The following is a 19,398-nucleotide window of genomic DNA, read 5'->3' on the forward strand; positions in this document are numbered from 1 at the left end:
GACGTGCTGACCTGGCGGTGGCAGCGTTTCGCAACGTCGAAGATTTAATCAGCACACTGAGCAGTTGGTGCCGCGGAGGCGCCCTGAAGGGAAGTGCGCGCAGCGATGGACAAGGTGGTCGCCACCGCCGCCGAGGCAGTGGCCAGCGTCAGCGACGGCGCGTCGCTCGCCGTCGGCGGCTTCGGCCTCAGCGGCGTGCCGAACGTGCTCATCCAGGCCGTCTACGACTCCGGCGTGAGCGGGCTCGGCGTCGTCTCCAACAACTGCGGCGCCATGGAGTCGGGCCTCGCCGTCCTGCTGTCCGCCGGGCGCATCGCGCGCGTCACCGGCAGCTATGTCGGGGAGAACAAGGAGTTCGCGCGCCAGTACCTGTCGGGCGAGCTGGAGGTCGAGCTGATCCCCCAGGGCACGCTGGCCGAGCGGCTGCGCGCGGGCGGCTGCGGCATCCCCGCCTTCTACACCCCCGCCGGTGTCGGCACCCAGGTCGCCGAGGGCGGCCTGCCCTGGCGCTACGCCCCCGACGGCACCGTCGCGCTGGCCTCCCCGCCCAAGGAGGTGCGCGAGTTCGACGGTGCCGAGTACGTGCTGGAGCGCGGCATCCGCACCGACGTCGCCCTCGTGCGCGCGGCGAAGGGCGACCGGCACGGGAACCTCGTCTTCAACAAGTCGAGCCGCAACTTCAACCCGCTCGCCGCGATGGCCGGACGGGTCACCGTCGCCGAGGTCGAGGAGCTGGTCGAGCCGGGCGCGCTGGACCCGGACGAGGTCCACCTGCCGGGCATCTTCGTCCAGCACGTGCTGGCGCTCACCCCGGAGCAGGCGGCGGACAAGCAGATCGAGCGGCGCACGGTCTCCGCGCCGACGGCACAAGGACAACCGGCGCAGACAGCGGTACAGGCATCGGGACAGGCATCGGCGCGAGGGACGGAGCGGGACTGATGGCGTGGACCAGGGACGAGATGGCCGCGCGGGCGGCGCTGGAACTGCCGGACGGCTCCTACGTGAACCTCGGCATCGGGCTGCCGACGCTGATCCCCAACCACCTGCCCGACGGTGTGCACGTCGTGCTGGAGTCGGAGAACGGCATCCTCGGCGTCGGCCCGTACCCGTCGGACGACGAGGTGGACCCGGACCTGATCAACGCGGGCAAGGAGACGGTCACCGTGCTCCCCGGTGCCTCCTTCTTCGACTCCGCGCTCTCCTTCGGCATGATCCGCGGCGGCCACATCGACGCCGCCGTGCTCGGCGCCATGCAGGTCTCGGCCCGTGGTGACCTCGCCAACTGGGCCATCCCCGGCAAGATGATCAAGGGCATCGGCGGTGCGATGGACCTCGTCCACGGCGCCCGTCGCGTCGTCGCGCTGACGCAGCACACCGCGAAGGACGGCACCCCGAAGATCGTCGACGAGTGCACGCTGCCCCTCACGGGCAAGGGCTGCGTCGACCGGATCATCACCGACCTCGCGGTCCTCGACGTCACGGACGAGGGCCTCGTGCTGGTCGAGACGGCGCCGGGCGTGACGTCCGACGAGGTCGTGACGAAGACCGGCGCACCGGTCGCCGTGCCCGGCGACGTCTCCGGTGGAGCGCCCGGTACGGCCTCGGGAGGCTCCCGGTGAACGGCGCGCGCGACGTCTACATCGTCGACGCCGTCCGCACCCCGGCCGGCAAGTACGGCGGCGCCCTGCTCCCCGAGCTGGACCCCGCGCTCGTCAACCCGCGCGGCGGCGCCCTCGCCATCGGCCACCCGCTCGCCGCCTCCGGCGCCCGGCTCACCGGCGCCGTGGCGCACCAGCTCGCCGCCAAGGGCACAGGCGTGGGCGTCGCCTCCCCGTGCACCGGCGTCGGGCAGGGACTGGCGCTGGTCCTCGAACGGTGACACCCGGCGTCCGGCGGCACTCGGCACCGGGCCCGGCCACGGAGACCTCGAAGGCCACAGAGGTCACCGAGGTCGCGGCGACCACGCCGCCGGGGCGCGCGCCGACGCGCGGGGAAAGCTCTCCGCGGCGGCTCCCGGCAGCGCCCGGCCGCACCGGGCCGCACCGGGCCGACGCACAGTACGCACGGCACGCACGGCACGCACGGGCGACCGGGCCTCCGAGCCCCCACGCTTCTTCACTGACCGCAGCAGTTCAGGAGGAGTCATGGCACTCACTCAGCACGACATCGACCGCGAGGTCGCCGACCTGCGCGAGGCGTACGAGAAGTCCCGCGCTGCGGGCGCGCCCGCCGCCGACCACCCGCCCCGCGACTACGCGCCCTACCGCAGCAGCGCGCTGCGCCACCCCAAGCAGCCGCTCGTCGGCGTCGCGGGCGACCCCGAGACCGTCGAGCTGCACACCCCGGTCTTCGGCCCCACCGACGTCACCGCCATCGACCACGACCTCACCCGCCAGCACGAGGGCGAACCGCAGGGCGAGCGGATCACCGTCTCGGGGCGGCTCCTGGACAGCGGCGGGCGGCCCGTGCGCGGCCAGCTCATCGAGGTGTGGCAGGCCAACGCGTCGGGCCGCTACGCCCACCACCGCGACCAGCACCCGGCGCCCCTGGACCCGAACTTCACCGGCGTCGGACGGACACTGACCGGCGACGACGGCAGCTACAGCTTCACCACCATCAAGCCCGGCGCCTACCCGTGGCGCAACCACGACAACGCCTGGCGCCCGGCGCACATCCACTTCTCGCTGTTCGGCACGGCGTTCACCCAGCGCCTGGTGACGCAGATGTACTTCCCGAACGACCCGCTGTTCGCGTACGACCCCATCCTCCAGTCCGTCACCGACGAGTCGGCACGTCAGCGGCTCGTCGCCGCCTACGACCACGGCCTGTCGCGGCCCGAGTGGTCGCTGGGCTACCGCTGGGACATCGTGCTGGACGGCCCGTCCGCCACCTGGATCGAGGAAGGCCGCTGATGACCGCCGCAAACACCCCCGCCACGCCCCTCGGCCCCACCCCCTCTCACACCGTCGGCCCCTTCTACGGGTACGCGCTGCCCTTCCCCGACGGCGGCGACCTCGCGCCCCCCGGCCGCCCCGGCACCGTCACCGTGCACGGCCACGTCTACGACGGCGCCGGGGAGCCCGTGCCCGACGCGCTCGTCGAGCTGTGGCAGGCCGACCCCTCGGGCGGGCTGACCGGCGCGCCCGGCTCACTGCGCAGGGACCCCGTCGACGGCGGCTACCTCGGCCGCAATGGTGTGGACTTCACCGGCTTCGGCCGTATCGCCACCGACGCCGACGGACAGTGGGCCGCCCGCACCCTCGTCCCGGGCGCACGCCCGGGGCACGCGCCGTACATCAGCGTGTGCGTCTTCGCGCGGGGACTGCTCCACCACCTGTTCACGCGGCTGTACTTCCCCGAACACGCCGAGGCGCACGCCGCCGATCCGCTCCTCACCTCGCTGGAACCGGCCCGCCGCGAGACGCTGGTGGCCTCGGCCGGGCCCCACGGCTCGTACCGCTTCGACATCCGGCTGCAAGGGGAGAAGGAGACGGTCTTCCTTGACTTCCACTGACTCGGGCGAGGGCCCGGCTCCAGGCTCCGACGCGGGGCTGCTCTCGCCCGTACGCGCCGGCTCGGCCGCCGAGGCCGCGACGGGCGACCGCGCGATCCTCCAGGCCATGCTCGACGCCGAGGCCGCGCTGACCCGCGCCCAGGCGACGCTGGGCCTGGCGCCCGAGGCCGCCGCCGAAGCGGTCACAGCGGCGGCACGCGCCGACCGCTTCGACGCCCGCGACCTGGCACTGCGCGCCCGCGCGGGCGGCAACCCGGTGATCCCACTCGTCGCCGACCTCACCGAGGCGGCGGGCGCCGAGGGCGGCCCGTACGTCCACCGGGGCGCCACCAGCCAGGACATCCTGGACACGGCCCTGGTCCTGATGTCGGCCCGCGCCCTGGACGGGGTGCTGCCAGACCTGACCCGTACGGCCGAGGCCCTGCGCGCGCTGGCCGTCGAGCACCGTGAGACGCCGCTCCCCGGCAGGACGCTGACCCAGCACGCCGTCCCGACCACCTTCGGGCTCAAGGCGGCGGGCTGGCGCAGCCTCGTGCTGGACGCGCACGACCGGCTCTCCTCCGTACGGGCCACGCTGCCCGCCCAACTCGGCGGCGCGGCGGGCACGCTGGCCGCCTTCGACGCACAGGCGGAAGCCCGCGCGGGGGACGGCGCCGACGACACCGGACTGCGCCTGCTCGCCGCGTACGCACGCGAACTGGACCTCACCGAACCCGCCCTGCCCTGGCACACCCTGCGCACACCGGTCGCCGACCTGGGCTCGGCGCTCGCGTTCGCCTGCGGCGCGCTCGGGAAGCTGGCCGCCGACGTGCTGGTGCTCTCGCGCACGGAGCTGGGCGAGGTCGCCGAGGGAAGCGGTGGCGGCTCGTCCGCGATGCCGCACAAGAGCAACCCCGTGCGCGCCACCCTCATCTCCGCCGCTGCCCGACAGGCACCGGCGCTGGCCGCCACCCTCCTCCACTCCCTCGTCGCCGAGGACGAACGGCCCGGCGGCGCCTGGCACGCCGAGTGGCAGCCGCTGCGGGAGCTGCTGCGGCTGACGGGTGGCGCGTGCCGCGACGCGGCCGAACTCGCGGAGGGCCTACGGGTCTTCCCGTACCGGATGCACGAGCACCTCGCGCTCACCGACGGGCTCATCGTCAGTGAGCGCATCGCCGCCGCGCTCGGGCCGCTGCTGGGGCGTGCGCGGGCCAAGCGGCTGCTGGCCGACGCGTCGCGCAAGGCGGTGGACGAGGGGATCGCCCTGGACGAGGCCCTGGAGGAAGAGGAACCGGAACTGCGCCGCCTCCTCTCGAAGGAACGCCTCCGCGACCTCACGGACCCCACCCACTACACCGGCTCAGCCCCCACCCTCACCGACCGCGCCCTGGCCCGCACCCCGAAGCGCCTGCTCCCTTAACCAGGGGTTTCGTTGCGCGGCTGCGGGCCGGTGGGTGGGTTGTGCCCACCCTCCCCCAGCTAACGCTGGGAGGTACCCCCTCGCCATGCGGAACGCCTGCCCACAACAGTGGGGCGCCGTCGCCGTCAGCTACCCCGACAGGGGCGAAGCCCCTCCGGCACGGCACCGGCACACAGCATGGGAACAAGCGGAGGGGTCACCGGCCGAGAGTTGGCCACCGGGTGGGAGGGGACGTGGTGGGGTGTCCCCGCAAGTGGTGGCGACGAGTATGTACAGGCAGCCGAAAAACCGACACCGCGGCACCGACCCCCACCACACACCAACCCCACACGACCACGGTCGAAACCCGGAATCACGCGGCGCAAGCCGCACCGCACCGCAACCACACACCGCGCCGAAGCCACCCACCCGCACCCGAAAAACAACGGCGCCCCGCCACACGACGGCACCCCCGTGAAGCCGCACAAAAATCAGCGCGGGACCCTACAGTGCCCACCACACCGGCCAACCGTCCCGCGCAACACCCCCGGACAACCAGAACCCCCCGTTTCCTTCCGCACCCCGCGAAGGGGACCCGCCCCCGGAGAAGAATCGTCACCATGCCCACCCCAGCGAAGACCCCGGACCCGGCGCCGGACCCGGTGCCGCCCCTCATCCCCCACCACCGTCTGGACGGCCCCCCGGACGGCGCCCCCCTCATCCTCGGCCCCTCCCTCGGCACGTCGCTCGCCGTCTGGGACCCCCAGCTCCCCGCCCTGACCCGCGCGCACCGCGTGCTGCGCTGGGACCTGCCGGGCCACGGCTCGACCCCCTCCGCGTCCACCCCCTCCGCGCTGCTGCCTTCCGACGGCTCCGCCACCGTCGCCCACCTGGCGGCCGCCGTGCTGCGGCTGGCGGACGCCCAGGGCTGGGACACGTTCGCGTACGCGGGCATTTCGCTCGGCGGCGCGGTCGGCCTCCACCTCGCCACGCACCACCCGGACCGGGTCGCCTCGCTGACCCTGGTCTGCTCGTCGGCCAGGTTCGGCGAACCGGAGACGTGGCGCGAGCGCGCCGCCACCGTACGGGCCAAGGGCACCGAGGCCATGGTGGACACCCGCCCCGGCATCTGGTTCGCGCCGGGCTTCGAGACGACCCCGCGCGGCGCGGCGCTCGTCGAGGACCTGCGCACGGCGGATCCGGAGGGCTACGCCGCCTGCTGCGACGCGCTCGCCGCCTTCGATCTGCGCGACCGCCTCGGCGACGTCCTCGCGCCGACCCTGGCCGTCGCGGGCCGTGAGGACCCGGCGACCCCACCGTCGCACGCGCGCGAGATCGCCGACGGCGTGCCCGGCGCGGCCCTGACCGAGATCCCCGGAGCCGCGCACCTCGCCAACACCGAGCGCCCCGAGGCCGTGACGGACGCGCTGCTCACCCACCTGGGCGGCTACGGCGACGACAGCGCGCGCCACCACGCCGGGATGGCGGTGCGCCGCGCGGTGCTGGGCGACGCGCATGTGGACCGCGCCGTCGCCGGGACGACGCCCTTCACCGCGCGCTTCCAGGATTTCATCACCCGCTACGCCTGGGGCGAGATCTGGACCGGCGAAGCGCTCGACCGCAAGCAGCGGAGCTGCGTCACGCTGACGGCGCTGATCGCGCACGGGCACCACGCGGAGTTGGCCATGCACGTGCGCGCGGCCCTCACCAACGGCCTGACGCGCGAGCAGATCGGCGACGTCCTCCTCCAGAGCGCCGTCTACTGCGGTGTGCCCGCGGCGAACGCGGCCTTCGGTATCGCGCAGCGGGTCTTCGACGAGCTGGACGGCGCGGCCCCGGCATCCGGCGGCACGGACCGGGGCGGCACGGACCAGGGGTGACCCCGGGGAACCGGCCTCGTCGGCGGCCTCCCCCCGCGCAGGCGCTGCGCCTACCCTGACCCGCATGGGCTGGACGGCGCGCAGCATTCCGGATCAGAAGGGCCGCACCGTCGTCGTGACCGGTGCCAACAGCGGGCTGGGATATGTGACAGCACGGGAGTTGGCCCGGCGCGGCGCGCGGGTGGTGATGGCCTGCCGCGACGTGCGACGGGGCCAGGAGGCGCGGGACCGGCTCCAGGAGGAGGTGCCGGAGGCGGCGGCCGAGTTCAGAGAGCTGGACCTCGCCGATCTCTCCTCCGTGCGGGCCTTCACCGAGTCGCTGCCCTGCGCGCGCGTCGATCTGCTCGTCAACAACGCCGGTCTGATGGCCGTGCCGTACGCGCGCACGGCGGACGGCTTCGAGACCCAGTTCGGCGTGAACCACCTGGGCCACTTCGCGCTGACGGGGCTGCTGCTGGAGCGGCTGCTGGCCGCGCCTGGCCCGCGTGTGATCTCCGTGTCGAGCATGGCGCACACGCTGGCCAACATCGACATAGCGGATCTCAACAGTGAGCGCCGCTACCGCCGCTGGCTCGCCTACGCGGCTTCGAAGTCCGCGAATCTGCTGTTCGTGCACGAGCTGGCCCGTCGCGCCGACCGCAAGGGCGTGCCCCTGATCGCCGCCGCCGCGCACCCGGGCTACGCGTCGACGGAGCTTCAGGCCAAGGGCCCGCGCCTGGCCGGGCGGCGCGCCACGGAGCTGTTCATGCGGGCAGGTGGCGTGCTGGTGGCGACCTCGGCCGAGCAGGGCGCGTCCCCGACGCTGTACGCGGCGACGTCCCCCGAGGTGCGGGGCGACTCCTTCACGGGCCCGCGCTTCCTCGGGCTGCGGGGCGGCCCCGGCCCGTCGTGGCGCGCGCCGTGGACCCGTAACGACGTGGCGGCCGAGCGGCTGTGGGCCGCGTCGGAGCAGCTCACGGGGGTCACTTACGGGGCGCTGTGACGCGGGTGCGGCGTGCGGGAGCGTTTCCGGGGCCACGGTGGCCGACGCGGTGATCGGCGCGGTGGCCGACGCGGTGCCCGACACGGTGATCGGCGCGGTGGCCGACGCGGTGGCCGGATCGTTGCGCCGCCGCACGGGCGCGGGGCCCGTACGGCCCGGTGGACGGGCACCGGGGGCCTTGCGGGCGTGCGCTACCGTGGCCTGAAAGGCCCTGGACGGCCCCGCTCACCAGGGCCGCTGGGCCGACAGGGGCCACTGGCGGCCACCGGCGGCCACCGGGAAGGAGAGGCCAGTGATCCGCGTCCTTGTCGTCGACGACGACTTCATGGTCGCCCGGCTGCACAGCACCCTGGTCGAGCGCGAGCCCGGCTTCGCCGTCGCTGGCGTGGCCCACAGCGGCGCCGAGGCGCTGACGGCCGTGCGCGAGCTGGCACCCGATCTGGTGCTGCTCGACATCTACCTCCCGGACATCCCCGGCCTGGAGGTCCTGCGCGAGCTGCGCGGCGGCGGGGCCCCCGAGGGCGGTCCCGACGTGCTGGTCGTCACCGCCGCACGGGACGCGGGAACGGTACGGGGCGCGCAGCGCGGCGGAGCCGTGCAGTACATCATCAAGCCCTTCGAGGGGCAGTTGCTCCAGGAGCGGCTGCGGCAGTACGCGGAGCGCCGCAAGGAGCTGGCGGCCCTGGCGGCGCCGGGCCAGGACGACGTGGACCGCCTCTTCGGCGGGACAGGCGGCGCGGGCGGCGCGCTGGGCGCGGGAGCGGCCCAGGGCCACGGCGGCGGGCGGACGCCCGCCTCGCTGCCGAAGGGGCTCACCGAGCAGACGGCGGCGCTCGTGCGGGATGCGCTCGACGCGGGCGTGGAGGGCGAGGGCGTCTCGGCCTCCGAGTGCGCCGAGCGCAGCGGGCTGTCGCGGGTGAGCGCGCGCCGCTATCTGGAGCACTTCGTGGCGACGGGCAGCGCCCGCGTCACCCTCCGGTACGGCACCACGGGCCGCCCCGAGCGCCGTTACCACCGCGAGGGCCGCCCCCCGGCCCCGGCACACGGCCCCGGCGCCCCCGGCACGGAGCGGCACGGCTCCGCCTGAGAGCCTCGCACGGGACGGGGGGCCGGGACCGGTCGGGAGTCAGTCGGCGGTCAGCCGGGTCAGGGTCGCGTCGAGGTCCGCCGCGCGTCCGCCGCGCCTGTTGTGCGGGAGCCTGCCGAGCAGCGCGGCCATGCCGCAGGTGTCGGTGAGCGCGGAGAAGACCAGCCCGGCCCCGATCGCGGCGGAGAGCCAGCGCGCGCCCGGCAGCACGAGGTCGGCGAGCAGGCCCAGCAGCACGAGGGAGCCCGCCGCCAGCCGCACCTGGCGTTCCATGGCCCAGGTCGCGCGGCCCGTCTCCGGCCTGTCCACCTCGTAGCCCTCGGCAGTCCAGGCGCTGGTGCCGCCGGTGAGGGTGGCCAGCCGGGAGGCGGCTATCCCACCGTCGGCCAAGGCGCCGACGGCCTTGGCCGAGCGCGCCCCGGAGGCGCAGACCATGAGCAGGGGGCGCCGCCCGGCCGCGTGCCGCAGCGCGGGCAGGGCGCGGCCGAGCCGGTCGAGGGGGACGTTGTGGGCGCCGGGCAGGTGTCCGGAGGCGTACTCGCCGGGGGCGCGTACGTCGACGACGGTGAACTCGTCCAGGCGCGGGCGCGCCTGGACGGGAGCCAGGGCGGTGGAGGACGTGGCAGTGGGGGTGGGGGAGGGAGGGGTGGTCACAGGAGGGTCCTTCGTGTTCGGTGGCACCGGCTCCGCCGGGGGTACGCTATACCCCAGAGGGTATACGTGAGGAGAAGCCGTGGATCTTGAACTGGCGGCCGACGACCTGAAGACGGTTCTCAACCGGCTGCGCAGGGCGCAGGGCCAGATCGCCGGGATCATCCGGATGATCGAGGAGGGCAGGGACTGCGAGGACGTGATCACACAGCTCGCGGCCGTATCGCGCGCGCTGGACAAGGCCGGGTTCGCGATCATCGCCACCGGTCTCCAGCGCTGTCTCGCGGAGCCGGGCGCCGACGGCGAGGACGGCGCCGTCCAGGCGGCCGACCGCGAGCAGATGCGGGCCCGTCTGGAGAAGCTCTTCCTCTCCCTGGCCTGACCGGGCGCGGGCTCTCCGGCCTGACCCGGTCCGGGCCCGCACCCCCTCACTCCGCGCCCCGCACCCAGTCCTCGGCCCGGAAGGCGTCGTCGACGGCGACCACGTCGCGGCCCATGGCGGCCAGCATCGAGGCGGCGACGGCGGCGCGCATCCCGCTCGCGCAGTGCACCCACACCACGCCGCGCTGCACCTCGTCGGCGCGGCCGTGCACCTCGTGGACGGGGAGGTGGAACGAGCCCTCGACGTGGCCCTTCGCGCGCTCGGACGCGCGGCGCACGTCGAGCACCACGATCCCCTCGCCGCCGTCCCGCTCCCTGGCCGCAGCCAGGTCGGCGAAGCCGGCGCGCGGGAAGGAGTGCGGGCGCTCGCCCGTACGCAGCCAGGAGGACGGGCCTCCGGTCGCCGCCGCCGCCGGGCGGTCGATGCCGACGCGGGCCAGCTCGCGCTGCGCCGCCGCGATCTGCCCGGGGGTCTCGGCGAGCAGGGTGACGGGCTTGCCCCAGGGGATCAGCCAGGCGAGATACGTGGCGAGCTTGCCGTCGCCCTCGAAGTTGAACGCGCCCGCGAGGTGCCCCTCGGAGAACGCCACCCGCGAGCGCAGGTCCACCACCCACTCGCCCTCGGCCAGGCGCCGCGCGAGGTCGTGCGCGTCGGCGGGGCGGGGCGGGGTGAGGTCCAGGGGGGCCGGGCCCGAGGCGTTGGCCGGGGCCATGTGCGTGTAGTAGGCGGGCACGTCCTCCAGCCCGGCGAGTACGTCCTTGACGAAGTCGTCCACGTCGCGGGTGAGCGCGTCGTTGTGCGCGCGTTCCTCGCCGATCGTCGTGGAGCCGTCGGAGCCGCCGGAGCCCGCGCCGGAGCCACCGGAGCCGCCGGAGGAGCAGAAGCTGCCGAAACCGTGGGTGGGCAGGACGCGCACGTCGTCGGCCAGTTCGTCGGCCAGCCGGCGCGCCGAGGCGTGCTGGGCGCGGGCGAGCGGCTCGGTCAGCCGGGGTTCGACCAGGTCGGGGCGGCCCGTGGTGCCGATGAGGAGGGAGCCGCCGGTGAAGGCCAGCACGGCGCGGCCGTTCTCCTCCAGCGCGTAGGAGGTGTGGTGCGGGGTGTGGCCGGGGGTGGCGAGGGCCCGCAGCGTCAGGCCCGCGCCGGCGTCGACCGTCGCGGTGTCGCCGTCGCGTACGGGCACGCGGGCGAAGGCGACGTGCGCCTCGGCGGGGACGAGATAGCGGGCGCCTGTGACGCGGGCCAGCTCCAGGCCTCCGCTGACGTAGTCGTTGTGCACATGGGTCTCCGCGACGAGGCCGACGCGCACGCCCCTGCGTGCCGCCGCCGCGAGCACGCGGTCGATGTCGCGGGGCGGGTCCACGACGACGGCTTCCGTCGCGCCTCCCGCCAGATAGCCGCGGTTGCCCAGGCCCTCGGTCCCGATGGTGTCGACGAAGAACACGGCCGACCCTCTCCTCTCCGCTCTCCGTTCGCTCCGGTTCTCCCGGACCGACTCGTTCATGTACCCCCCGGGGTATCCATCATCGACCGTAACACGGGTACCCCAGGGGGTATTCCACACACGCCCGGCATCGTGCCGAGTGCCCCCGCGCGAGCCGGAAATGACGTGACGCGTTCCACAGGAGGTGCGTGAGGAGCGACACAGGAAGGCAAGATCGAAAGGGTTCCGGTTTTGACGCGGACGCGGCACGCGTGTTTCGAATGCCCTGCGCACAGCGTTCTCTTACGGACTTATTCGACACTCCGTATGAGAAATGCGCGGGTCCCCACATGGCTCTCCTTCCCTGTCTTTAGTTGTCCCCGCGAATTCCATCTGTTTACGGTGCATCCGCCATCGCACGTCCCATGCGGTGGCCCGTGACCGGGACGCCGAATCCTGCCGCCCGGTCAGCGGAAATCACCCGACCCAAGGGCGGCAGGAGCGGGGGAACCACAGGTAAGTGCCGCGTCGCGGAAACGCGACCGGCTTGGGGTGAAGCCCCCTCGCGCACATGCCACGGGCATGTGCGCAGGTGGCCGGGCAACTCCAGCCCGAATCCGACAGCTCACCTCGCAGGCGTAGGAGAGGAACACTTCTGTGTTTGCACGCGAAAGCGTTAACCGACAGTCCAATGGCCGTAACGCGCGGCGCATTTCCCGCGTCTCGCTCGCTCTCGCCGCAGGTGGCGCGGGTATCGCCCTTCCGCTGATGGGCGCCGCGAACGCGCACGCCGCCGACGTCAGCACCTGGGACAAGGTCGCCCAGTGCGAGTCGGGCGGCGACTGGTCCATCAACACCGGAAACGGCTATTACGGCGGCGTCCAGTTCGACAAGAGCACCTGGGACGCCTACGGCGGTTCGCAGTACGCGCCGACCGCCGACAAGGCCACCAAGGACCAGCAGATAGCCATCGCCGAGAAGGTGCTGGCCAAGCAGGGTCCGGGCGCCTGGCCCAACTGCGGCCCCAAGGCCGGGCTGAGCCAGAACAGCGGCTCCCCCGACGTGAACCCCGACTCCGGTTCCGGCTCCGGTTCCGACGACTCCGCGACGAAGTCCGCGCAGCCGCAGCAGACCGAGCAGCCGAAGCAGACCGAGCAGCAGAGCAAGCCCCAGGGCGGCTCGGGCTCGTACACCGTCGCGAGCGGTGACACCCTCGCCAAGATCGCCAAGTCCGAGGGCGTCGAGGGCGGCTGGAAGAAGCTGTACGAGTCGAACCGCCAGACCATCGGCGGCGACCCGAACGTCATCGTCCCCGGCCAGAAGCTGACCCTCTCCGGTTCCGCCTCCGGTTCCGGCGACGAGGTGAAGACGCAGCCGCAGGGCGGCGCCTCCAAGACCGCCGAGACCTCGGACGCGGGCTCCGACGACGGCCAGTCCGCTTCCAGCGACTACGTCAAGCCGGTCGACGCGGGCACCAGCACCCCGTACAAGGCGTCCGGCGGCTCCTGGTCCAGCGGCAGCCACACCGGCGTCGACTTCTCCGCCTCCTCCGGCACCCCGGTGAAGTCGGTCACCTCCGGCACCGTCGTCTCGGCGGACTGGGGCGGCGCCTACGGCAACGAGGTCGTCATCAAGAACGACGACGGCAAGTACACCCAGTACGGCCACCTGACCTCCTCCTCCGTCCAGCCCGGCCAGCAGGTCGACGCGGGCGAGCAGATCGCCGTCTCCGGCTCGACCGGCAACAGCACAGGGCCGCACCTGCACTTCGAGGTCCGCACCGGTCCCGACTACGGCTCCGACATCGACCCCGTGAGCTACCTCCAGTCGCACGGTCTCTCCGTCTGAGGCGTTCCCTCCCCTACGCCCGCAACGGACCGGAGGGCGCGGGCCACACGCGTCCTCCGGAAAGCGGCAGGCGAAGCCACACCGATGCCCGGTGTCCCCGCCAGGGACACCGGGCATCCGGCGTTCGGCCCCGCTCCGTCGCGCCTCCGGTTCACGGGGAGTTGTGGCGCCGGTCACGCCCGAGCGCTAGGTTCCACCCCGCCCGGACCGGACCGGACCGTCCCGTACCGGCGGTACCGGCCATACGGGCAGCACGGGCAGCACGGGCAGCACCCGCAAGGCACCAAGGCACACGCACCGCACGCACCACCGCTCTCCCCGGCGGACGCGACACCGCCGGGCACCGCAGACTCGTCGAGTGGAGTGACCGTGGAACGTGGAGTGACCGTGGAACGCCGTGACTTCCGGCGTCGTACCTTCCTGCGCGCGGCCGTGCTCACCGGCTCGGCCGCCGTCTTCGGCGGCACGCTGTGGCGCGGCGCCGCGCACGCGGACCCGGCGCAGCCGGGCACCGGCCCGTACGGGGCGCTCGGCCCCGCCGACGCGAACGGCGTCCAGTTGCCGCAGTCCTTCACGAGCAGGGTGATCGCGAGATCGGGCCAGGCGGTCTCCGGCACCTCGTACACCTGGCACCCGGCGCCCGACGGCGGCGCCTGCTTCGCCGACAGCGGCGGCGGCTGGATCTACGTCTCCAACTCCGAGGTCGCCCTCACCGGTGGCGCGAGCGCCGTGCGCTTCTCCTCCTCGGGCGCGGTGACGGGCGCGTACCGCGTGCTGAGCAACACCAGCGTGAACTGCGCGGGCGGCCGGACCCCGTGGAACACCTGGCTCTCCTGCGAGGAGATCGACCGCGGCTACGTCTACGAGACCGACCCGTGGGGCACCGTCTCTGCCGCGCGCAGGAGTGCGATGGGCCGCTTCAAGCACGAGGCGGCTGCCGCCGATCCCGACCGCCGCGTCGTCTATCTCACCGAGGACGAGAGCGACGGCTGCCTCTACCGCTTCCGGCCGGCCACGTGGGGCGACCTGTCCACGGGCACGCTGGAGGTGCTGACCATGGGCGACGGCACGTCGGGCCCGGTCGGCTGGGCCGCGGTGCCGAACCCGTCGCCGGGCGTCTTCGGCACCCGTACGCGGGCGCAGGTCGCGGCGGCCAAGCACTTCGACGGCGGCGAGGGCTGCTACTACGCGAACGGCACCTGCTGGTTCACGACCAAGGGCGACAACCGCGTCTGGCAGCTCGACTGCGCCGCCGACACGATCGAGCTGGCCTACGACGACAGCCTGGTGACGGGCGGCCAGGCGCCGCTGACGGGCGTCGACAACGTGACCGGCACCGCGTCCGGCGACCTCTACGTCGCGGAGGACGGCGGCAACATGGAGATCTGCGTGATCACCCCGCAGGGCGTCGTCGCCCCGTTCCTGCGCGTCACGGGGCACAGCGGCTCGGAGATCACAGGACCGGCGTTCTCGCCCGACGGGCGCCGCCTCTACTTCTCCAGCCAGCGCGGGACGGGCAACAGCTCGTCGGCGGGCGTGACGTTCGAGGTCACGGGGCCCTTCCGCGCCTGAAGCGCCCGCCCCGGCCTGGCACGGCCCGCCGTACGACGGACCGTGCCAGGCGATCCACAGCCCGCACCCCTACGCTCGGGACACGCCCCCATTCCCCTCCCCGAACCGTGGAGTCACCGTGACCGCTGCGAACCCCCGCCAGAACGTCACTTTCCCCAGCACCACTGACGCCGGTACCGCGCACGGTTACCTCGCCCTCCCGCCCTCGGGCCGGGGACCCGGCGTGGTCGTCATCCAGGAGTGGTGGGGTCTGACGGACCACATCGCGGAGGTCACCGACCGGTTCGCCGAGGCCGGTTTCGTCGCCCTCGCGCCGGATCTCTACGGCGGCCAGGTGGCCCACGACGCCGACGAGGCGGCCCGCATGATGTCCGAGCTGCCCACCGACGAGGGCGCGCGGCTCCTCTCCGGCGCCGTCGACTACCTCCTCGGCCGCGAGGAGACGACGGGCGGGACCGTGGGCGCGGTCGGCTTCTGCATGGGCGGCGGCTTCGTCCTCGCGCTGGCGGCCCGCGAACCCCGCGTCTCGGCGGCGGTCCCCTTCTACGGCGTCATCCCGGGCGCCCTCCCCGACTTCTCGGGGCTCAAGGCCGAGGTGGAGGGGCACTACGGCGAGCAGGACCCGACGGTTCCCCTCGCGTCGCTGGACGAACTGCGCGCCACGATCGAGGCCCAGTCCGGCATCACCCCGGTCTTCCACCTCTACCCGGCGGGCCACGCCTTCTTCAACGACGCGAACCCGGCGACGTACGACGCGCCCTCCGCCGCCACGGCCTGGGACCGCACCCTGGCCTTCCTCCGCGCCCGGCTCGGCGAGGGCTGACCGGGGGCGGCCGGGGGCCGTTCGGGTGTCTTCGGGCCCGCTCCCGTTATCGGCGCCGTGTGGCGGACAACAGCAACGTCACACGACCGACGACAGCCGACGACAGGAGAGACGAACGATGCGCATGCGTATGGTGATCGCCGCAGCCGCCCTCGCGGCGGCGGGCGTGGTGGGCGGCGCGGGCGCGGCGGGCGCCACGGGCTTGGCGGGCGACGACGAGGGCGCGCGCAGCGCGCAGGCCCAGGGCGCGGGGCCCGTCCCCGAGGTCCCGGCGCACGTCACGGGCAAGGCCGAGACCACCCCGGACCGCGCCACGGACCACGTCGCCCACACGACCCCGGTGAAGCGCCCGCACGCCGAGAACGTCCAGAACACCTCCCGCCAGAACTTCTCCCGCCCCTCCTGAGCCCCGCTCCCGTGCCCTCGGACGAGGGCACGGGACGGCCGGGGCCGTACGGGCGCGAGGAGAGCGCGCCTTCCGCCCTCGGCGGGGAAGCGCTACCGGCACAGCCTGCGGTGTCCAGCACGCTCATCCTCGCGCCGACGGGTACGGCGGGTGGTCAATCGCAGTTCATGATGACGCTGGCGCGGAATATGTGGCCGAAGTTCGGATCGTCGAATATCTCGAAGATCTGCGGTTGGCCCTCCAGCTCGCAGTGGAACCTGCCGTCGCCGCTCGCCGAGTTCTGCGCGTCGTCGATCGCGCCTTGGACCGCCACCTCGGCGGTCAGACCGCGCCCAGCGCCGCAGTACTGCGCTGTGCTCGCCATCGCGGGCGCGGCGACGGACAGCAACGCCGCCGCCGTCCCGGCCACGAAGAGCGCACCCCGGGTCATCTGTCCAGATGGTCGCTGCATCGTCGATCCCTGCCCCTCGTCGCTCGGATTCGGTTGACCTCTTCACTGGGTACGGACGGAGAGGCACATCCGTTCAGCCACCTCGGGGCCCGTGGGGCGGGGCCGGTGAGCCGAGCCGCTGACGTTCGGCCAGCGGATGCAGCTCCTCCGTGAGCGACGCGTCGTCCCCGCGCAAGCGGGGATGGTCCGACGAGTCATCCGCCCCCGGTCACCGGAGCCCCGGTGGTCGACGGGCCCCGACTCTCCACAGCGCGCTCACGTGCCGTTGCGAAGGTCTTTGACCATGACGGCGAACAGCGGCGAGTCGCTGAAGGGGCGCTGTTCCTGCACCTTCCGGTACCCCCATGATTCGTACAGTTTCTGTACTTTCGGGTGCTCGGTGTCGACCAGCAGCGTGACGCGGTCCTCCGCTCTCTGGCTGACCAGTGCGTCGTGGAGTTGCGAGGAGGCTCCCGTCTTGCGCCAGCCCTCGCGGATCATCAGTTCTGACAGTGCGAAGGAGGTTGCTTCCGACCCGTAGTCCTGCGGTAGTGGTGAGCCCTTCCACCAGCCGCCCGGTTGGAACGCGGCCCCGTAAGCGAAGCCGACGGCTTCGTCACCGTCGTAGCCGATCACACAGCTCCACGAGCCCTTTCCCGACCACGAATCGACGAACTCGGCAAAGCGCGCTCGGCTGTGGAAGGTGTCCTGGTCGTCGCGGTAAACGGCATCGTGGATATCGAGCAGCACCTCCCGCAGAGCGGGGGCGTCCGCGTGTCCGTAATGCTTAATCGTGAGGGGCATGAGGCGTCTTCCTTGCGTAGTGAGCTTCGGTCCATTCACGTGTGACAGTGGCATCCGGGGCAGCGTTCGTAAGTTGCTGCTCAAACGTTTTCAGCGACTGGCTCTGACTCGGCCTGATGAGAGCGTCACGTCGGCCATACGGCCGGCGTTCCCCTGCGCACAGCGTTACAGCACGGTCGCCCGAGCGGCGCGGGGCCCGGTAAGACGAAGCCCCCCGGGCACTGAGGGCCTTGGACCACTGCCCCGGCAGCGGCCGGAGGCGTACCGTCGCAAGTGTCCAGGTCGAGAACGGGAGGGCCAGTATGCCCCAGTACGACGACACTCCAGCAGACCTCAGTACCGGCGAACGCGTCCGCCGCCTCCGCGAGTCGCGCGGGATGAGCCGGGCAGTTCTCGCCGGGCTGTGTGGGCGCGGTCCCGACTGGCTCAAGAAAATCGAAACAGGCGAACGCGACCTCGATTCCTACACGTTGCTGCTGCGGCTGGCTGCCGCGCTTCAGCTCGCCGACTTGTCCGCCCTCACTGGAGGGGACTCCGACATCGTGCAGCCCGTACCGCTCGGCAGGCTCAACCACCCGGCCATGCCGGACATCTGGGCGGCCGTGATGAACCGCGGCTTCACCCCGGCGGCAACCGAGCCGGTCGATGTGTCCCTGCTTCAGGGCCGCGTCGACCAGACCTGGCGGCTGTGGCACACCTCCAAGCAGAACAGGACCGAGGTCGGGGCACTGCTCCCGGACCTGATCAGGGAGGCGGAGGCCGCGGTCCGTGCTCTGGACGGGACGGAGCGCCGGGCCGCGCTGGTCGCGCTCTCCGACACCTACCGGCTCACCGGGCAGGCCACTGCCTACGTGGCCCCGGCCGAGTTGGCGTGGGTGGTCGCCGACCGGGCGCTGGCTGCCGCCCAGCAGGCTGACGCACCTGCCGCCATAGCCGCTGCCGCGTGGAACCTGGGCAACATCCTGCGCGAGACGGCGTATCCGGAGGAGGCGCTGCGGACGGCGACCGAGGCCGCCGAGCTGATCCGCCCGCACCTGGACGGGGCACCGGACGACTGGCGGGGCATCTACGGCGCACTCCAGTTGCACGCTGCGGTCACTTGCGCGCGTGACGGACGCGAGGGCGACGCCTGGCGGTACTGGGACGCCGGGCACCAGACCGCGAAGTCGCTGCCCGCTAGCTACGTTCATCCGAGCACCGTCTTCGGCCGGGCGAACGTCGACTTCCACGAGGTATCCGTGGCGACCGACTTGATGAAGTCCCACAAGGCTCTGGGCCTGGCCGACGACATCGACCCCGACGTGATGCCTTCCATCGAGCGCCGGGCCCGGCTGTGGGTCGAGGTCGCCCGCGGACACCTCCAGAGGGGGGATACGACGGCCGCGCTGCACGTCATGCAGCGCGCGCACACGATCGGCGCGGAGACTGTCGCGTACACACCCTCCGCCCGTACCGCCACGGCGGAGCTGTGGCGGAAGGCACCGCGTGCCCTGCGGGACGAGGCAGGGGATCTCGCGGTGAAGGTGGGGATCGCCGCCCCGTAGAAGGGGACAGCCTGGGACAGGGGGACAGATCGCCCCCCTGTCCGCGCTTGTGCGCTCCTACAGTCGCAGGCTCCTGACCACGCGGCGAAGGAGCTGGCATGGGCGGCGTCCGAGGCTGGCACGCCTCACCCCAGGACGGGGCTGTAGCAACCACCGACAGCGCGACGGGGGAGATCCGTATCCCCTTGTCCCTCCACAAGATCGATGATCATCAGGGCGACGCACCGCTGGTGCTGTCACGCGTCGAGGCCGAGTTGCTGCACGCGGCGCTTTCCCGCCTGCTGACTCCGCGCACCGACCTCCCGCATCGACGTGGGGCGGTGGCTCCCTGATGCGAGTGACGCCTGCGGCAGCCACCGGACACCCGGGACTGACGATGAAGATCTACAGGGTGAACTCGCGCACCTTGGAGCGCGGCCCCGCCACGCTCGTGGTGGCCGATCCCATTCCGGAGCCGCTTCCCACGAGCAGCGTCTTCCCACCGTGCAGCTGTCGACGATGCACACGGAAAGGCCCTCGGCGGTGAGCGCCGAGATTCCGCCCGGGCGGATGCGCTGGGAGATCCGGCCCGCCGGGCGCGAGTGGGACGCGACAATCGTGCGCCGTGAGGCGCTGATTTTCCGAGTGGAGGTGAGAGACCTTCGCCGCTGTGCTGTCGCAGCAGTGCGGTGAAGCTG

At 72.9% G+C, this 19,398-nt stretch carries 20 protein-coding genes, 1 pseudogene and 1 riboswitch; of the genes and pseudogenes, 17 read left to right on the top strand and 4 right to left on the bottom strand.

All coding sequences use genetic code 11. From position 1 onward, the window contains the following. Window positions 1-105: 105 nt before the first annotated feature. The 10 genes and pseudogenes from ACYVOO_RS21905 to ACYVOO_RS21950 all read left to right on the top strand — a co-directional run bounded on the left by ACYVOO_RS21905 (window position 106) and on the right by ACYVOO_RS21950 (window position 8,841). Window positions 106-939: a CoA transferase subunit A gene (locus ACYVOO_RS21905; protein WP_461017374.1), complete on the top strand. Its 834-nt coding sequence runs from the start codon at window positions 106-108 to the stop codon at window positions 937-939. Beyond that, entirely contained in the window at window positions 939-1,619 is a 681-nt protein-coding gene (locus ACYVOO_RS21910; protein ID WP_461017375.1) for a CoA transferase subunit B, read from the top strand. The genes ACYVOO_RS21905 and ACYVOO_RS21910 overlap by 1 nt, the downstream gene beginning before the upstream one ends. Before the next feature lie 71 nt (window positions 1,620-1,690). Continuing rightward, window positions 1,691-1,879: pseudogene (locus ACYVOO_RS21915) on the top strand (3-oxoadipyl-CoA thiolase); the annotation flags it as partial. A gap of 265 nt (window positions 1,880-2,144) precedes the next feature. Then, on the top strand, window positions 2,145-2,912 hold the full coding sequence (pcaH, locus tag ACYVOO_RS21920; RefSeq protein ID WP_461017376.1) for a protocatechuate 3,4-dioxygenase subunit beta: 768 nt from the start codon (window positions 2,145-2,147) through the stop codon (window positions 2,910-2,912). Then, window positions 2,912-3,514 (top strand): protocatechuate 3,4-dioxygenase subunit alpha, encoded by a 603-nt coding sequence (gene pcaG / locus ACYVOO_RS21925; protein ID WP_461017377.1) that lies wholly within the window; start codon window positions 2,912-2,914, stop codon window positions 3,512-3,514. Before pcaH ends, pcaG begins: the two co-directional genes overlap by 1 nt. After that, the gene (pcaB, locus tag ACYVOO_RS21930) at window positions 3,501-4,913 is read left to right on the top strand and encodes a 3-carboxy-cis,cis-muconate cycloisomerase (RefSeq protein ID WP_461017378.1); all 1,413 of its coding nucleotides are present in this window, start codon (window positions 3,501-3,503) and stop codon (window positions 4,911-4,913) included. The genes pcaG and pcaB overlap by 14 nt, the downstream gene beginning before the upstream one ends. A 599-nt stretch (window positions 4,914-5,512) precedes the next feature. Then, window positions 5,513-6,772 (top strand): bifunctional 3-oxoadipate enol-lactonase/4-carboxymuconolactone decarboxylase PcaDC, encoded by a 1,260-nt coding sequence (pcaDC, locus tag ACYVOO_RS21935; protein WP_461017379.1) that lies wholly within the window; start codon window positions 5,513-5,515, stop codon window positions 6,770-6,772. A 64-nt stretch (window positions 6,773-6,836) separates the two neighbouring features. Continuing rightward, window positions 6,837-7,754, top strand: a complete 918-nt coding sequence (locus tag ACYVOO_RS21940; protein ID WP_461017380.1) for an oxidoreductase — start codon at window positions 6,837-6,839, stop codon at window positions 7,752-7,754. Between the two features lie 37 nt (window positions 7,755-7,791). Beyond that, window positions 7,792-7,959, top strand: coding sequence for a hypothetical protein (locus ACYVOO_RS21945; protein ID WP_461017381.1), 168 nt, complete (start codon window positions 7,792-7,794; stop codon window positions 7,957-7,959). 87 nt (window positions 7,960-8,046) lie between these two features. Beyond that, entirely contained in the window at window positions 8,047-8,841 is a 795-nt protein-coding gene (locus ACYVOO_RS21950; RefSeq protein ID WP_461017382.1) for a response regulator, read from the top strand. Between the two features lie 39 nt (window positions 8,842-8,880). On the opposite strand, the gene ACYVOO_RS21955 is transcribed toward ACYVOO_RS21950, so the two are convergent. After that, a complete protein-coding gene (locus ACYVOO_RS21955; RefSeq protein WP_461017383.1) occupies window positions 8,881-9,495 on the bottom strand; it encodes a rhodanese-like domain-containing protein in 615 nt (204 codons plus the stop codon). Between the two features lie 79 nt (window positions 9,496-9,574). Between ACYVOO_RS21955 and ACYVOO_RS21960 the strand changes: the two genes are divergently transcribed. Further along, window positions 9,575-9,874, top strand: coding sequence for a metal-sensitive transcriptional regulator (locus ACYVOO_RS21960; protein ID WP_453348522.1), 300 nt, complete (start codon window positions 9,575-9,577; stop codon window positions 9,872-9,874). Window positions 9,875-9,920: 46 nt separating this feature from the next. Here ACYVOO_RS21960 and ACYVOO_RS21965 read toward each other — a convergent pair whose 3' ends face one another. Next, window positions 9,921-11,315 (bottom strand): MBL fold metallo-hydrolase, encoded by a 1,395-nt coding sequence (locus tag ACYVOO_RS21965; RefSeq protein ID WP_461017384.1) that lies wholly within the window; start codon window positions 11,313-11,315, stop codon window positions 9,921-9,923. A 447-nt stretch (window positions 11,316-11,762) separates the two neighbouring features. Further along, a riboswitch (cyclic di-AMP (ydaO/yuaA leader) is annotated at window positions 11,763-11,948 on the top strand. 114 nt (window positions 11,949-12,062) lie between these two features. Here ACYVOO_RS21965 and ACYVOO_RS21970 point away from each other — a divergent pair. The 4 genes from ACYVOO_RS21970 to ACYVOO_RS21985 all read left to right on the top strand — a co-directional run bounded on the left by ACYVOO_RS21970 (window position 12,063) and on the right by ACYVOO_RS21985 (window position 15,943). After that, window positions 12,063-13,142, top strand: coding sequence for a transglycosylase family protein (locus ACYVOO_RS21970; protein ID WP_461017385.1), 1,080 nt, complete (start codon window positions 12,063-12,065; stop codon window positions 13,140-13,142). Window positions 13,143-13,529: 387 nt separating this feature from the next. Continuing rightward, entirely contained in the window at window positions 13,530-14,714 is a 1,185-nt protein-coding gene (locus ACYVOO_RS21975) for an alkaline phosphatase PhoX (protein ID WP_461017386.1), read from the top strand. Window positions 14,715-14,832: 118 nt separating this feature from the next. Continuing rightward, complete coding sequence (locus ACYVOO_RS21980; RefSeq protein WP_461017387.1) at window positions 14,833-15,537, top strand: dienelactone hydrolase family protein; 705 nt, start codon at window positions 14,833-14,835, stop codon at window positions 15,535-15,537. 118 nt (window positions 15,538-15,655) lie between these two features. Continuing rightward, window positions 15,656-15,943, top strand: coding sequence for a hypothetical protein (locus ACYVOO_RS21985; RefSeq protein ID WP_461017388.1), 288 nt, complete (start codon window positions 15,656-15,658; stop codon window positions 15,941-15,943). Between the two features lie 154 nt (window positions 15,944-16,097). On the opposite strand, the gene ACYVOO_RS21990 is transcribed toward ACYVOO_RS21985, so the two are convergent. Beyond that, window positions 16,098-16,394: a hypothetical protein gene (locus ACYVOO_RS21990; protein ID WP_461017389.1), complete on the bottom strand. Its 297-nt coding sequence runs from the start codon at window positions 16,392-16,394 to the stop codon at window positions 16,098-16,100. Window positions 16,395-16,649: 255 nt separating this feature from the next. Then, entirely contained in the window at window positions 16,650-17,177 is a 528-nt protein-coding gene (locus ACYVOO_RS21995) for a GNAT family N-acetyltransferase (RefSeq protein WP_461017390.1), read from the bottom strand. Window positions 17,178-17,479: 302 nt separating this feature from the next. Here ACYVOO_RS21995 and ACYVOO_RS22000 point away from each other — a divergent pair, with 302 nt between their 5' ends. Next, on the top strand, window positions 17,480-18,721 hold the full coding sequence (locus ACYVOO_RS22000) for a helix-turn-helix domain-containing protein (protein ID WP_461017391.1): 1,242 nt from the start codon (window positions 17,480-17,482) through the stop codon (window positions 18,719-18,721). Between the two features lie 98 nt (window positions 18,722-18,819). Next, window positions 18,820-19,053 (top strand): hypothetical protein, encoded by a 234-nt coding sequence (locus tag ACYVOO_RS22005; RefSeq protein ID WP_461017392.1) that lies wholly within the window; start codon window positions 18,820-18,822, stop codon window positions 19,051-19,053. Window positions 19,054-19,398 lie beyond the last annotated feature (345 nt).

This window comes from Streptomyces daliensis, from assembly GCF_054782395.1.